Source organism: Microbacterium sp. LBN7 (assembly GCF_045690345.1).
In the GTDB taxonomy this organism is placed as follows: domain Bacteria; phylum Actinomycetota; class Actinomycetes; order Actinomycetales; family Microbacteriaceae; genus Microbacterium.
In genome coordinates, this window is the sequence record NZ_CP147856.1 from 2,366,250 (window position 1) to 2,380,008 (window position 13,759).

Genomic DNA, 13,759 nt, shown 5'->3' on the forward strand with positions numbered 1-13,759 from the left:
TTCGGAGCCCCGCGGCGTGTCGCGCGCGGAACTCCGAAGTCGTGCCCGCAATCGGTGCCGGATGCCGGATGCCGGATGCCGGATGCCGGATGCCGGATGCCGGATGCCGGATGCCGGATGCCGGATGCCGGGGGCTACGCGGGGACGGGCGCGCGGTGGGCCATGCGCCAGGATGACGGTGTCATGCCGGTGCGGCGGCGGAACGCGCGGCTGAAGCCCTCGTCCGAGGCGTAGCCGAGCTCCCGCGAGATCTCGGAGACGGCTCGTCCGGCGTCGAGCATCCGCTTCGCCGCGTCGACGCGCACCTCGGTGACGTAGTCGGCGGGGGAGCGGCCGACGGCGGTGCGGAAGCGCTCGGCGAACGTCGATCGTGACATCGCGCTGACCCCGGCGAGGCGCTCGACGGTCCAGTCGCGACCGGGCTCCTCGTGAATCGCCTCGACGACACGGTCGAGGAAGGGATCGTTCGACAGCGAGGGCCAGCCCTGCGGTGCGCAGCCGTTCGCCGCCCAGGCGCGGATGAGGGAGAGCAGCACGGTCGTCGCCATCATGCGGCAGATCAGCGGATCGCCCTGGCGCACGGGGCACGCGTCCGGGTCGACGAGGCCCATGTTCTCGGCCAGAGCGGCGGCCGCGGGTTCGAGGGCGTCGAAACCCGTCACGGTGATGAACTCGGGCAGCACAGCGCGCAGCTGCGACGCGGCATCCGCGAGTTCGAGGTCGACGACCATGAGGCTCGCGGCATCTTCGGCCTCGAGCGCGAACGGCGATCCGCCCAGCATCAGGAAGGCGTCGCCGGCGACGAGCCGATCACGGGTGCCCTGCGGGTCGATCGTGAGACGGCGCGAACCGGGATCGACGTCGAGACGGCATCCGTCTCCCAGCGGCGGATGCCCGTGCACGCTGCCCTCGGCGATGTAGACGAGGGTGATCACGTCGTGGGGGATCGGCAGCAGCGCTCCCGCGGGAAGGGAGGTGCGCCGAGCCACGCCGACGCGCAGATCGACGGTGCCGAGCACCTGCGAGAGTGCGTCCGCATCCACTGTCACCATGCCTTCGGCAACGCCCGTGCGCGATCGGGTATTCCGCTGCGCCCGGATACGCTGGGAGGACGCCACCCGAGGAGTCCCGTGTTCCGCACCCCCGACCGCCTGTTCCGAGTCCTCGCGATCGCGGAGGCGATCACCTGGACGATCCTGATCGCCGCGATCATCGCCCGTGCGGTCGGCGCACCCGGCGTGGTGGTGACGGTCGGCGGAGGCATCCACGGCTTCGTGTTCCTCGCCTACGCGGCCACTGCGGTGCTCGTCGCGCTCAACCAGCGCTGGCACCTCGGGGTCGGCGTGCTGGCGGTCGTCAGCGCGATCGTGCCCTACGCCACCATCCCCACCGAGATCTGGCTGCACCGCACGGGCCGGCTCGACGGCGCCTGGCGCCTCGATGCGACCGACGATCCCCGTGACCGCCGCTGGTACGACCGGCTGATGCGCTGGTTCCTGCGTCGGCCCCTGGTGCTGGTGCTCCTGCTCGCGGTCGGGATCGTCGCGCTCTACGTGATCCTGCTGCTGGTCGGTCCTCCCGGCGGCAAGTGAGGTCTCGCGCTCGCCGGAAGCCGATCAGGGGGTGACGACCACCGCGTTGGCCTCGTTCACGAGGTCCATGGTCGCCTCGGCGCCGATGCCGCCGGTGCAGTCGACGATCACGTACAGGCCGACGCCCGTCGTCGTGAACGCGCGAGCGGCCATCGTCCAGGTGCGGTCGCCGTCGGTGCCGACGACCTGGCGGGTCTCGACGCCGCCCGCGCCGCCGACCAGGTAGCTGAACTCGCCGGTCGTCGCCACCGCGGTGATGTCGGCGGTCGCGGTCTGCAGGAGAACGCCGAGGATCGCGTCGGACGAGGCGCTGTCGTCACCGGCGACCACGGCCACGTCGGAGGTGCGGCCCTGCCAGAACTGCGCGGTGCACGTGTCATCGACCGTGCCGTACGTCCAGCCGCCGTTGCCGTCGTCGGGCGTGACCGTCTTCCAGGCGTCGTCTGTCAGGAAGCCGTCGCCCCATTCGATGTAGGCGCTGCTCGAGAGCTCCTGGCCCTCGGCGAAGGTCAGCGTCGATCCGCCCGACGGCTCCTCGGCGGGCTCGTCGGTCGCCTCGGGACTGCTCGAGGGGGCGCTCTCGGATGGCCCGGTCGTCGGGATCTGCGCGAAGAGGCATCCGCTGAGCGGAAGCGCCGCCGTCACGACCACCGCCGCGGCGGCCAGACGGAGGAGCGGTGAGAGCTGCGAGGTGCGCGTCATGGCGGTCAGCCTAGACCCGTGCGCGGGCGCGGACGATGGGCAGCCCTGCTCAGTGCGCGGTCGCGACGCCGATCGTGTCGTGCACGATGACCGCCGCCACGCGGGCTCCGGCCCCGGCCGCGACGATGAGCTGCTGCGGGCCGGGGGTGGCCGCATCGCCCGCCGCGTAGAGACCGGGCACATCGGTGCGTCCGGAGCGATCGGTGACCAGGTGCCCGGCCTCGTCGAGCGTCGGGGCGATGCCGTCGAGGAACGACAGCTCGGTCTCCCACTCGGGCCGCACGAACCCGCCGTCCACGGCGATCGTCGTCCCGTCGGCCAGGCGGATCGCCTCTAGCCGGCCGCGGTCGCCCACGAGCTCGACGATCGGATGCCGTCGCACGGCGACGCCGGCAGCGGCGAGCTCTGCCTCCTCTGCCGTGCTCACGACGTCGGCGCCGTTCGTGAAGACCGTGAGCGTCTCGGTCCAGCGGCCGATCAGGCGTGCGCGGGCGGCGAGGTCGGCGGACTCCCCGATGAGCGCGAGACGCCGCCCCTGCAGCTCCCAGGCGTCGCACGCGGCGCAGCTGAACAGGCTCATGCCGTAGAAGCCGCGGAGGTTCGGAACGTCGGGGAGCGTCTCGCGGAGCCCGGTGGCGAGCAGCACCGACCGCGCCGAGACCGTCGTCTCAGGCTCGCGTCGTCCGATCTCGGCGTCGAAGCGCACCCCGTCCGCTTCGGCATCCGTCGACCGGAGCGCCGCGACGCGCACGCGCGAGCGGATCTCGACGTTCGGGTAGGCCGCGAGCTCCTCGCGGGCGATGCGACGCAGCTCGTGCGGCGGCACGCCGTCCCGGGTGAGGAAGCCGTGGGAGTTCAGCGTGGCGGCGTTGCGCGGCCGGTCCGCATCGACCACGAGCACGCGCACGAGCGAGCGGCCGAGGTTGAGGGCGGCCGAGAGGCCGGCGGGGCCGCCGCCGATGATCAGCACGTCGTACGGAGCCGTCTCAGTCATGCCCACCCTCCTGTGGGGGAAGGGCGGCGACCACCGGATGGTCGAACGCGTAGACGCCGACCTTGGCGGCGCCGCCGGGCGATCCGATCTCCGAGAAGAAGTCGACATTCGCCTTGTAGTAATCCTGCCACTCCTCCGGCAGGTCGTCCTCGTAGTAGATCGCCTCGACGGGGCACACGGGTTCGCATGCGCCGCAGTCGACGCACTCGTCGGGATGGATGTAGAGCGAGCGCTCGCCCTCGTAGATGCAGTCCACCGGGCATTCGTCGATGCAGGCCCGGTCCTTCACATCCACGCACGGCAGCGCGATGACGTAGGTCATCGGACGTAGGCATCGTCGCGCGACACCGCGACCTGCTCCTTGCGCGGCACGACCTTGACCCGCTCGCGGGCGTGGGCGTGCGTCTCGCCGAGGTGGCGCTCGTGGGCATCGAGGGCGAGCCAGCCGTCCCACGTCGTGTACGCCGTCTCGCGGGCGTCGAGCAGGTCGAGCACGTCGCCCTCGCCCTTCGACGGGCTCAGGGACCCAGAGGCATCCGTCAGCAGGCCCGCCTCGGCATCCGCGACCAGGTGCGTGATCGTCTCGAGCGCATCGGACTTGGTGTGACCGATGAGGCCGACGGGTCCGCGCTTGATCCAGCCTGTCGCGTACAGGCCCGCCTCGCCGTCGACGCGACCGCCGTCGTTCGGCACGACGCCGCGTACTTCGTCGAACGGGGCGTCGACCACGCGCGTGCCGTAGTAGCCCACCGCGCGGTAGACCGACTGCACGGCGTAGTCGCGGAACTCGCCGGTGCCGGTCAGCCGCGGCGCGGCATCCGTCCCGTCGGTCACGAGACGCGTGCGCTCGAACCGGATGCCCTCGACCTTCCCGTCGCCGGTGATCTCCACGGGCGCGTGCCAGAAGTGCAGATGCAGTCGGCGGGATGCCGTGCCGGCGGGGCGCTCGCGCCAGCCGTTCAGCGTGCGGAGCATGACCTTGAGCTGGTTGTTCGGGGCTGCGGCCGGATCGACGCCCTCGAAGTCCTCGTCGTACAGGACGATGTCGACGTCGCGCACCTCGCCGAGCTCGCGCAGCTCGATCGGCGTGAACTTGATGTCGGCGGGGCCGCGGCGGCCGAACACGTGCACGTCGGTCACAGCCGAGGACTCGAGGCCTTCGAGCACGTTGTCCGGCACCTCGGTCGTGCGCAGGTCGACTGCGTGCTTGGCGAGCACGCGCGCGACGTCGAGCGCGACGTTGCCGTTGCCGATCACGGCGACCGACGAGGCGTCGAGAGGCCAGGTGCGGGCGACGTCGGGGTGGCCGTCGAACCAGGCCACGAAGTCGGCGGCGCCGTACGAGCCGGGCAGGTCGACGCCCGGGATGTCGAGCACGGCGTCGCGGATCGCGCCGGTCGCGAGGATCACCGCGTGGTAGCGCTCACGCAGCTCGTCGAGGGCGATGTCGCGACCGACCTCGACGTTGCCGATGAAGCGGATCGTGCGGCGGGACGACGAGGTCGACGCGTCGAGCATCTCGTGCAGCGAGTTCACGATCCCCTTGATGCGGGGGTGATCGGGGGCGACGCCGTACCGGATCAGCCCGTAGGGGGCGGGGAGCGACTCGAACAGGTCGATCTCGACATCGGCGTCCGGCAGCCCGCCCGGTTCCTGAGCCCGTCGAAGGACGGCGGTGGCGAGGAGGTTGCCGGCGTAGATCCCGGCGGGACCGGCGCCGACGATCGCGACGCGCAGGGCAGGGGGGAAGGAGGTCATGACAGAGCCTTTCGGGGGCGCGTTCAGCGCGAGCGAGAGAACAGGGAGGCGAGGGGAGAGCGACGAGCGGATGCCGGATCCAGGGCGTCGACCGCCTGGATGAGACCGGTGTCGACCGCGAGGCCGGCGTCGAGGGCATCCGCCCAGTGCGGCTTGGGTCGAGGTGCGCGCGGCTCGGAGACGGACGAGGTGACGATCAGAGCCGCGTGCGGGCTCAGAGCCACCACGTCGCCGACCACGACGACGGCAGGCGACCGCACCTGACGGCTCGCGGCGAGCTGCGCGATCGTGCCGAGCGTGCCCACGGTGACGCGCTCGCGCTCGCCGTAACCGTCCTCGATGATCGCGACCGGGCAGTCGACCCCGCGAGGGCCGGAGCTGAGCACGTGCGCGGAATGTCCGAGGGTGTTCACACCCATCAGCAGCACGACCGTGTGATCGCCCTTCGACAGGCTCAGGGGCCCGCCCGGCTCGATCTGGTCGTGGCCGCTCAGCACGGTGAAGGATGCCGCCACCCCGCGGTGGGTCAGCGGGATGCCCGCGACGGCGGGGACGGACACGGCGCTCGTGACACCGGGGACGACGTCGACGGGGATGCCGGCGGCTTCGCAGTGCTGCTGTTCCTCGCGCCCGCGGCCGAACACGAACGGGTCGCCGCCCTTCAGCCGCACGACGCGGCGCCCCTCCGAGGCGAGCCGCACGAGCAGGTCGTTGATGCCGTCCTGCGGCACCGGATGGCGTCCGGGGAGCTTGCCGACGTCGATGACCTCAGCGGTGATCTCCACTCCTTCGGCGGCCAGCTGCTCGAGGACCGCGCGGGCGCCGAGGCGGTCGGCGACGATCACGTCGGCCTCCTGCAGCGCACGGAGGCCGCGGACGGTGAGCAGGCCGGCGTCGCCGGGCCCTGCCCCCACGAGGGTGACGATCCCGGTCATCGGTCGCCTCCCAGCGCGAGGCCGCGGCTCTGCAGCATCCGTCGCTCCAGCGGTCCGAAGATCGCGAGCTCGATGAGGATGCCGATCGCGAGGATCAGCAGGATCGTGCCGAGCACGCCGGCGAGATCGGCGAGTTCGCGCGACTGCTGCAGCATCGAGCCGAGCCCGAAGCCGATCGAGCCGCCCACGGCGATGATCTCCGCGGCCATGAGCGAACGCCACGAGAACGCCCAGCCCTGCTTGAGCCCGGCGACGTACCCGGGGAGCGCGGCCGGAAGGATCACCGCGGTGGCGAGCTGCCAGCGGCTCGCTCCGAGCACCGTCCCGACCCGGCGCAGCTGCGGCGGCACCTGGTCGATGCCGGAGAGCAGGCCGTTCACGATCGAGGGGATAGCGCCCATCAGGATCACGAAGTACACCGTCGCGTCGGAGAGGCCGAACCAGATGATGGCGGCCGGCACCCAGGCGACGGAGGGCAGCACGGTGAGGCCGGAGATCAGGGGGCCGGCGGCGCGGCGCAGCGGCTTCCATTCGGCCAGGAGCAGACCGAGCGGGGTGCCGACGGCGATCGCGATGAGGAAGCCGACGACCCCGCGCTCGAGGCTGGTGAGCACGGCCTCCTGCAGGCGTCCCGTCTGCCAGGCCTCGCCGAGCGCACCCGCCACCTGGAGCGGACCGGGGGCGATGTCGGGGCGCGGGTCGGCGATGACGACGTACAGCTGCCAGGCGGCGAGGAGCGCGAGCAGCAGGACGATGGGCGGCAGCACCTTCGACAGTGCCGTGCGCCATCGGGGGCGGAGGTCTCCCTGCGCGCTCTGCAGGCGGTCGAGGCCCGCGGAGAGCGTGCGCAGCTCGTCGTCCTTCGTCTCGCTGCGGTCGCTCGAAAGCCGAGGGGATGCGGTGTCAAGCGGCATTGCGGCGGATCTCCTTCCGCAGCTCGGCGGTGATCTCGGTGGCGAGGGCGGCGACCTCCGGCGACTCGATGCGCCGGCCGGTGGTCGTGGCGACCTTCCACTCCCCGGCGACCCGACCCGGGCGGCTGGAGAGCAGGATCACGCGCTGTCCGAGCCGCGCCGCCTCGCGCACGTTGTGCGTGACGAAGACGATCGTGCGGCCGGTGGCGCGCCACACCCGCTCGAGCTCCTCGTGCAGCAGGTCGCGGGTGATGGCATCGAGCGCGGCGAACGGCTCGTCCATCAGCAGGACGGGGCGGTCCTGGGCGAGCGCGCGGGCGAGCGCGACGCGCTGCCGCATGCCGCCGGACAGCTCATGGGGCCGCTTGTCACCTGCCTCGGCGAGATTCACGGTCGCCAGCAGCCGCTGCGCCTCCGCGCGGCGCTCGCCGCGGGGGACGCCGCGCAGCCGGAGCGCGAGCTCGACGTTCTTGCGCGCTGTCAGCCACGGCATCAGCGCCGATTCCTGGAACATCACCGCCGCGCCGCCCCTCGACGGGCTCAGCGACCCCGTGGTGGTCAGGATCTCACCCGACGTGAGCGGCTCCAGCCCGGCGATGAGGTTGAGCAGGGTGGACTTGCCGCATCCGGAGGCGCCCAGCAGGCACACGAACTCACCGGGCGCGATGTCGAGCGTCACGTCGTCGAGCACGAGCGGTCCCGCACCGAAGCGCTTCGTGACGTGGGAGAGGCGCACCGCGGGGTCGACCGGCGCGGCCGGCGCCGCGGGCGGCGTGACACCGTCGAAGCTCGGCGTCAGCGCGGCCACGGACACAGCCGGGGTGCCCTCAGACAGGCTCAGGGCCCCGGCTCCTGACGACCCCGCGGGCGCACTCATCATTCCTCCCCGAGGCCGGCGGCGGAGACGGGCTCCTCGCCGTCCTTCTTCAGCAGCGCGTTCAGCGCGCGCAGGTCGAACAGCCCGTCGATCGAGCCCTTCTTCTGCGTGCCGGCGGCCAGTCCGTTCTCGACCAGCGTCTCGAAGGTCTCCGCGTGCGGATCGACCGTGAACGTGACGTTCTCGAGGGCGCGCGCGAGCACGTCGTCCGAGAGACGCTTGCCGGTGGCCTCCTCCAGGGCGTCGTTGATGACGCCGGGAGCCTCGTCGGCGTGCTCGTCGAGCCAGGCGACCGAGGCCACGTGCCCTTCGAGCAGGTCCTCGACGACGTCGGGGTGCTCCTCCGCGAACTCCGCGCGCACCAGCAGCACGGTGGTCGGGAACGCCCCGTCCTTCCAGAGGTCGGCCTCGTCGACGAGCACGTGCGCACCTGCCTCGACCACGAGCCGCGACACCCACGGCTCCGGCAGCCAGGCTCCGTCGAGCTCGCCCTGCTGGAACAGCGTGAGGGTCTGCGCGTTCTCGGTCGGGGTGATCGTGACGTCGCCGCCTCCGGCGGTCGAGGTCTCGAACCCCTCCTCGGCCAGCCAGCTGCGCAGCGCCACATCCTGCGTGTTGCCGAGCTGCGGGGTCGCGATGTTCGCACCGGCGAGATCGTCGGGGCTGTCGATCCCCTCGCGCACCACGAGGGCGGCGCCACCCGAGGTCGCGCCGGCGATGATGTGCGCGGACTCGCCTCCGGACTGGATGAAGGTGTTGATCGAGGGGTTCGGTCCGATGTACGTGGCGTCGATGGCGCCGGCGGACAGCGCCTCGATCGCTGCGGGGCCGGCGTTGAAGACCTCTGTCTTCAGATCGATGTCGCCGAGCGCGTCCTCGAACAGTCCCTCGGAGAGCCCCACGAGCGCCGGGGCGTGCGTCACGTTGGCGAAGTACCCGAGGCGGACCTCGTCGGGTGCCTTCGTCTCGCCCTTCGCGGCGTCGTCGGTCGCGGATGCGGAGGCGCAGCCGGCGAGCATCATCGCAGCGAGTCCCAGGGCAGTGAGTGTCGTGGTGGTGCGGGTGATCTTCACGGTTTCGCCTCCTCAGCGGTCGGTGGTGCAGGTGGGGTGGTGCAGGTTCGGTGGTGCAGGTTCGGTGGTGCAGGTCTCAGGGTTCGTCGATCACGGTCGCGGCGGCGAGCGTCGCGCCGTCGGCGGGGTGGATCAGCAGGAGCGAGCCGCCGGAGCGATCCCGCGCATATGGCTCGATCGGCAGGTCGGCGGCGAAGCGCAGCCGCACCCGGCCGATCTCGTTCGCGGCGAGCGACGGCGCGTCCTCGTGCGCGAGCGTCTCGAGGTCACGGCGCGACAGCACCTCGGCGACGAGCGCCTGCACCGTGGCGGTACCGTGCTTGACGAGCACCTTCGCGCCCGCGACGACCGGGCGCGCGTCCAGCTGGAAGAGCTCGACCACGGCCTCGCGGCTTCCCGTCGGAGCGGTGCCGGCGGCGGCGATCAGCGCGCCGCGGGCGGCGTCGATCTCGTCGGCGAGGGTCAGCGTCACGGACTGGGGCGCGGTGGCGGCATCCGCCGGCTCCCCGGCCACGTGGATGCCGGTGACGGTCGTCTCGTGCCCGCCGGGGAAGACGTCGACGCGGTCCCCCACCTGCACGACGCCCGAGGCGATGCGCCCGGCGAAGCCGCGGAAGTCGCGGTACTGCTCGGGATCGTCGATGTCGGGGGAGAGCCCGCCCTGCGGGCGCAGCACGAGCTGCACCGAAAGCCGGAAGGAGGATGCCGCGGCGTCCTCCTCGTCCTGACGGGGCAGCTCCTCGAGCAGCTCGATCAGCGTCGGGCCGGAGTACCACGGGGTGCGCGCGGACCGGTCGACGATGTTGTCGCCCTCCAGGGCCGAGACCGGCAGGACATGGATGCCGTGCAGGCCCAGCTGCTCCGCGACGCGCGCCGCCTCGAGCTCGATCTCGACGAAGACGTTCTCGTCGAAGCCGGTCAGGTCGATCTTGTTCACCGCGATGATCACGTGCGCGACGCGCAGCAGCGACACGACGGCGAGGTGACGGCGCGTCTGCTCGACGATCCCCTTGCGGGCGTCGACCAGCACGATCACCGCATCGGCCGTGGCCGAGCCGGTGACCATGTTGCGCGTGTACTGCACGTGCCCGGGGCAGTCGGCGAGGATGAAGCTCCGCCGAGCGGTGGCGAAGTACCGGTAGGCGACGTCGATCGTGATGCCCTGCTCGCGTTCGGCGCGCAGGCCGTCGGTGAGCAGCGCGAAGTCGAAGTCGCCGTGCGCGAAGCCGCGCTGCCGGGAGGTCGTCGCGACCTGCTCGAGCTGGTCGGCGAGGATCGCCTTCGCGTCGTGCAGCAGGCGCCCGACGAGCGTGGACTTGCCGTCGTCGACGGACCCCGCCGTGGCGAAGCGGAACAGCGTGGCGTCCGGTGCTTGGGTCGCTGAGCTTGTCGAAGCGTCGCTCCGGGGGCCCTTCGACAGGCTCAGGGACCCAGCTTCAATCGCGCTCATCAGAAGTACCCGTCCTTCTTGCGGTCTTCCATGGCCGCCTCGCTGATGCGGTCGTCGGCCCGGGTGGCGCCGCGCTCGGTGAGCGTCGAGCGGCCGACTTCGGCGACGACGGATGCCGTGTCCGCGGCATCCGATTCCACCGCTCCCGTGCAGCTCATGTCGCCCACCGTGCGGTAGCGGACCACGCGGCGCTCGGTCTCCTCGCCGGTGCGTGGCTGCGAGAACTCGCCGATCGCCCACCACATGCCGTCGCGGCGGAACACCTCGCGCTCGTGCGCGTAGTACAGCGGAGGCAGGGCGATGCCCTCGCGCTCGATGTAGCGCCACACGTCGAGCTCGGTCCAGTTCGAGATCGGGAACGCACGCACATGCTGGCCGGGCAGGTGGCGGCCGTTGTAGAGGCTCCAGAGCTCGGGCCGCTGGTTGCGCGGGTCCCACTGGCCGAACTCGTCGCGCAGCGAGATGATGCGCTCCTTGGCGCGCGCCTTGTCCTCGTCGCGGCGGGCACCGCCGAACACGGCATCGTGCTTCCCCGCGGCGATGGCGTCGAGCAGCGGCTGCGTCTGCAGCGGGTTGCGCGTGCCATCGGGGCGCTCGGCGAGGCGGCCGTCGTCGATGTACGACTGCACGCTCGCGACCTCGAGACGGATGCCGAGCCGCGCCACGGTCTCGTCGCGGAAGGCGATCACCTCGGGGAAGTTGTGGCCGGTGTCGACATGCAGCACGGGGAAGGGCACGCGTCCGGGGGCGAAGGCCTTGGCCGCGAGGTGCAGCACCACCACCGAGTCCTTGCCGCCGGAGAACAGCAGCACGGGGCGCTCGAACTCGGCGACGACCTCGCGGATGATGTGGATGCCCTCCGCCTCGAGCAGGTCGAGCGCGGAGAGCCGACCCTTCGACGAGCTCAGGGGCCCATGGTGCTGGGTCGCTGAGCCTGTCGAAGCGTCCTGCGTATCGAGAGTCATAGGTGCAGCCCGCATTCGGTCTTGGACAGGCCGGCCCAGCGGCCGGATCGAGGGTCTTCGCCGGCGGCGACGGGCTTCGTGCACGGTGCGCAGCCGATCGAGGGGTAGCCGTTCGCGATCAGCGGGTTCACCGGCACCTCGTTGACGGTCGCGTAGTCGATGAGGTCGTCGAAGCTCCAGGCGGCGACCGGGTTCACCTTGACCAGTCCGTTGCGCTCGTCCCACACGATCAGCGGAGTCTCGGCGCGGGTGGGCGCCTCCTCACGACGCACGCCGGTGAACCACAGCTCGTAGTCGCCGAGCGCGCGCTGCAGCGGCTCGACCTTGCGCAGCGCGCAGCACAGGCCCGGGTCGCGGGCGAAGAGGTCCTCGCCGTGGGCGGCATCCTGCTCGCGCACCGACTGCACGGGCTTGACGTCGACGATGCGCACGTCGAGCTCTCGCTCGACCTCGTTGCGCGTGACGGTCGTCTCGGCGAAGTGGTAGCCGGTGTCGAGGAACAGCACGTCGACGCCGGGGAGGCTCTGCGCGACCAGGTGCGGCAGCGCGGCATCCGCCATCGAGCAGGCGACGGTGGCCTGGCTGACGGCGAAGTTCTCGGCGACCCAGGCGACGACCTCGGCGGGGCTCGCCTCATCGGCCTGACGGCTGCGAAGCTCGACCGCGCCGCGCTCGGCGAGGGCGCGCAGCTCGTCCGCCGAGCGGCGGGCCGGACGTATGACGACCTGCTGGCCCTTCGACCGGCTCAGGGACCCAGCCTCGATAGGGCTCATTGCAGCGCCTCCTCGTCGGCGCGGTGCGCCCAGACGGCGAAGGTCTCGTCGACCTCCCGGTCGGCGAGGTAGCGGCGGATCACCCGCTCGGCGTAGTCGGCGATGCCGTCGGCGGCCACCTTCAGGCCGCGGACGGTGCGGCCGAGGCCGGCCTCCTCGCGGTCGACGTTCGCGAGGCCGCCGCCGAGGTGCACCTGATAGCCGGGCACCTGCTCGCCGTCGATCGACACGAGCTGGCCCTTCAGCCCGATGTCCGCGATCTGGATGCGGGCGCACGAGTTCGGGCATCCGTTCACGTGGAGGGTGATCGGGCGGCCGATCTCGGGCTCGAGCTCGCCGAGACGCCGCTCGAGCTGCGTGATCGCCTCGGCGGCGTTGGCCTTCGTCTCGACGATCGCGAGCTTGCAGTACTCGATGCCCGTGCAGGCGATCGTGCCGCGCCGGAACAGGCTGGGACGGGCGGACAGGCCGATCGCATCGAGGCCGGCGATGAGGCTCTCGACCTCGGGCTCCGGCACGTCGAGCACGATGAGCTTCTGGTGCGGGGTGGTGCGGACGCGCTGCGACCCGTGCACCTCCACGAGATCGGCGAGAGCCGTGAGCGTCGAGCCGGACACGCGTCCGACGAGAGGGGCAGCGCCGACGAAGAATCTGCCGTCCTTCTGCGCGTGCACACCGACATGGTCGCCGAGGCTCGTGGGCTTGGGGGCTGCGGGGCCGTCGGGGAGAGGCGTGTCGAGATACTCGGTCTCGAGCACCTCGCGGAAGCGCTCCACGCCCCAGTCGGCGAGGAGGAACTTCAGGCGGGCCTTGTTGCGGAGACGGCGATAGCCGTAGTCGCGGAAGATCTGCGTGACCCCGTGCCACACGTCGGCGACCCGGTCGGGCGCCACGAAGACGCCGAGGCGCTCGCCGAGACGCGGAACCACCGAGAGCGCGCCGCCGACCCACAGGTCGTATCCGATCCCGAGCTCGGGATGCTCGACGGCGACGAAGGCGCAGTCGTTGATCTCGTGGACGACATCCTGGCTGGGGTGACCGGTGATGGCCGTCTTGAACTTGCGCGGGAGATTCGCGAGCGTCGCGTCGCCGATGAAGCGCTCCGCGATCTCCTGGATCTGCGGAGTCGGGTCGATGATCTCGTCGGCGGCGATTCCGGCCACGGGCGACCCGAGGATGACCCGCGGCACATCGCCGCAGGCCTCCGTGGTGCTGAGTCCGACCTCTTCCAGGCGCCGCCAGATCTCCGGGACGTCTTCGACCTGCACCCAGTGCAGCTGCACGTTCTGGCGATCGGTGAGGTCGGCGGAGTCGCGGGCGAACTCGGTCGAGATCTCGCCGATCACCCGGAGCTGCTGCGTGGTCAGCTGACCGCCGTCGATGCGCACGCGCAGCATGAAGTACTCGTCCTCGAGCTCGTGCGGCTCGAGCTGGGCGGTGCGGCCGCCGTCGATGCCCGGCTTGCGCTGGGTGTACAGCCCCCACCAGCGGAAGCGTCCGTGCAGGTCGGTCGGATCGATCGATGCGAATCCGCCCTTCGCGTAGATCGTCTCGATGCGCTCCCGAACGTTGAGCCCGTCGTCCGCGAGCTTGAACTCCTCGTTCGCGTTCAGGGGTTCGCGGCCGTCGACCGCCCACTGTCCGTGCGGCTTGGTCGGCGTCCGCGTGGTGCGCGTGCGGGCACCACGGATCGGCGTCGGCTGCTCGATGGTCATGACCTGCTCCC

14 protein-coding genes are annotated in these 13,759 nt (G+C 71.5%); 1 reads left to right on the forward strand and 13 read right to left on the reverse strand.

The genetic code is table 11. From position 1 onward, the window contains the following. Positions 1-134: 134 nt before the first annotated feature. Complete coding sequence (locus tag LBN7_RS11370; protein WP_407359680.1) at positions 135-1,052, reverse strand: helix-turn-helix domain-containing protein; 918 nt, start codon at positions 1,050-1,052, stop codon at positions 135-137. A 78-nt stretch (positions 1,053-1,130) separates the two neighbouring features. On the opposite strand from LBN7_RS11370, the gene LBN7_RS11375 reads away from it, so the two are divergent. Continuing rightward, the gene (locus tag LBN7_RS11375) at positions 1,131-1,592 is read left to right on the forward strand and encodes a DUF3817 domain-containing protein (protein WP_116633666.1); all 462 of its coding nucleotides are present in this window, start codon (positions 1,131-1,133) and stop codon (positions 1,590-1,592) included. A gap of 24 nt (positions 1,593-1,616) precedes the next feature. Here LBN7_RS11375 and LBN7_RS11380 read toward each other — a convergent pair whose 3' ends face one another. The 12 genes from LBN7_RS11380 to LBN7_RS11435 all read right to left on the reverse strand — a co-directional run bounded on the left by LBN7_RS11380 (position 1,617) and on the right by LBN7_RS11435 (position 13,748). Continuing rightward, complete coding sequence (locus LBN7_RS11380) at positions 1,617-2,294, reverse strand: hypothetical protein (protein WP_407359681.1); 678 nt, start codon at positions 2,292-2,294, stop codon at positions 1,617-1,619. Positions 2,295-2,343: 49 nt separating this feature from the next. Next, a complete protein-coding gene (locus LBN7_RS11385) occupies positions 2,344-3,288 on the reverse strand; it encodes an NAD(P)/FAD-dependent oxidoreductase (RefSeq protein WP_407359682.1) in 945 nt (314 codons plus the stop codon). Further along, on the reverse strand, positions 3,281-3,610 hold the full coding sequence (gene fdxA, locus LBN7_RS11390; protein ID WP_116633669.1) for a ferredoxin: 330 nt from the start codon (positions 3,608-3,610) through the stop codon (positions 3,281-3,283). The genes LBN7_RS11385 and fdxA overlap by 8 nt, the downstream gene beginning before the upstream one ends. Further along, entirely contained in the window at positions 3,607-5,046 is a 1,440-nt protein-coding gene (locus LBN7_RS11395) for an FAD-dependent oxidoreductase (protein WP_407359683.1), read from the reverse strand. Before LBN7_RS11395 ends, fdxA begins: the two co-directional genes overlap by 4 nt. Before the next feature lie 23 nt (positions 5,047-5,069). Beyond that, a complete protein-coding gene (cobA, locus tag LBN7_RS11400; protein WP_407359684.1) occupies positions 5,070-5,981 on the reverse strand; it encodes a uroporphyrinogen-III C-methyltransferase in 912 nt (303 codons plus the stop codon). After that, complete coding sequence (locus LBN7_RS11405; protein ID WP_407359685.1) at positions 5,978-6,895, reverse strand: ABC transporter permease; 918 nt, start codon at positions 6,893-6,895, stop codon at positions 5,978-5,980. Before LBN7_RS11405 ends, cobA begins: the two co-directional genes overlap by 4 nt. Further along, positions 6,885-7,775 carry an ABC transporter ATP-binding protein gene (locus LBN7_RS11410; RefSeq protein ID WP_116633673.1) on the reverse strand — a complete coding sequence of 297 codons (891 nt, stop codon included), beginning with the start codon at positions 7,773-7,775 and terminating at the stop codon, positions 6,885-6,887. Before LBN7_RS11410 ends, LBN7_RS11405 begins: the two co-directional genes overlap by 11 nt. Then, positions 7,772-8,845 carry an ABC transporter substrate-binding protein gene (locus LBN7_RS11415; protein ID WP_407359686.1) on the reverse strand — a complete coding sequence of 358 codons (1,074 nt, stop codon included), beginning with the start codon at positions 8,843-8,845 and terminating at the stop codon, positions 7,772-7,774. The genes LBN7_RS11410 and LBN7_RS11415 overlap by 4 nt, the downstream gene beginning before the upstream one ends. Positions 8,846-8,921: 76 nt before the next feature. Beyond that, a complete protein-coding gene (locus tag LBN7_RS11420) occupies positions 8,922-10,295 on the reverse strand; it encodes a sulfate adenylyltransferase subunit 1 (protein WP_407359687.1) in 1,374 nt (457 codons plus the stop codon). After that, a complete protein-coding gene (gene cysD / locus LBN7_RS11425; protein ID WP_341947252.1) occupies positions 10,295-11,260 on the reverse strand; it encodes a sulfate adenylyltransferase subunit CysD in 966 nt (321 codons plus the stop codon). Before cysD ends, LBN7_RS11420 begins: the two co-directional genes overlap by 1 nt. After that, complete coding sequence (locus LBN7_RS11430) at positions 11,257-12,033, reverse strand: phosphoadenylyl-sulfate reductase (protein WP_341947253.1); 777 nt, start codon at positions 12,031-12,033, stop codon at positions 11,257-11,259. The genes cysD and LBN7_RS11430 overlap by 4 nt, the downstream gene beginning before the upstream one ends. Beyond that, positions 12,030-13,748 (reverse strand): nitrite/sulfite reductase, encoded by a 1,719-nt coding sequence (locus tag LBN7_RS11435; protein WP_341947254.1) that lies wholly within the window; start codon positions 13,746-13,748, stop codon positions 12,030-12,032. Before LBN7_RS11435 ends, LBN7_RS11430 begins: the two co-directional genes overlap by 4 nt. Positions 13,749-13,759 lie beyond the last annotated feature (11 nt).

Excerpts from the sequence above, each read along its gene's own strand:
- LBN7_RS11420 (WP_407359687.1), bottom strand. The coding sequence starts at position 10,295 with ATGAGCGCGATTGAAGCTGGGTCCCTGAGCCTGTCGAAGGGCCCCCGG.
- LBN7_RS11395 (WP_407359683.1), bottom strand. The coding sequence starts at position 5,046 with ATGACCTCCTTCCCCCCTGCCCTGCGCGTCGCGATCGTCGGCGCCGGT.
- LBN7_RS11380 (WP_407359681.1), bottom strand. The coding sequence starts at position 2,294 with ATGACGCGCACCTCGCAGCTCTCACCGCTCCTCCGTCTGGCCGCCGCG.
- LBN7_RS11370 (WP_407359680.1), bottom strand. The coding sequence starts at position 1,052 with ATGGTGACAGTGGATGCGGACGCACTCTCGCAGGTGCTCGGCACCGTC.
- LBN7_RS11435 (WP_341947254.1), bottom strand. The coding sequence starts at position 13,748 with ATGACCATCGAGCAGCCGACGCCGATCCGTGGTGCCCGCACGCGCACC.
- LBN7_RS11410 (WP_116633673.1), bottom strand. The coding sequence starts at position 7,775 with ATGATGAGTGCGCCCGCGGGGTCGTCAGGAGCCGGGGCCCTGAGCCTG.
- LBN7_RS11430 (WP_341947253.1), bottom strand. The coding sequence starts at position 12,033 with ATGAGCCCTATCGAGGCTGGGTCCCTGAGCCGGTCGAAGGGCCAGCAG.
- cobA (WP_407359684.1), bottom strand. The coding sequence starts at position 5,981 with ATGACCGGGATCGTCACCCTCGTGGGGGCAGGGCCCGGCGACGCCGGC.
- LBN7_RS11405 (WP_407359685.1), bottom strand. The coding sequence starts at position 6,895 with ATGCCGCTTGACACCGCATCCCCTCGGCTTTCGAGCGACCGCAGCGAG.
- LBN7_RS11385 (WP_407359682.1), bottom strand. The coding sequence starts at position 3,288 with ATGACTGAGACGGCTCCGTACGACGTGCTGATCATCGGCGGCGGCCCC.
- fdxA (WP_116633669.1), bottom strand. The coding sequence starts at position 3,610 with ATGACCTACGTCATCGCGCTGCCGTGCGTGGATGTGAAGGACCGGGCC.
- cysD (WP_341947252.1), bottom strand. The coding sequence starts at position 11,260 with ATGACTCTCGATACGCAGGACGCTTCGACAGGCTCAGCGACCCAGCAC.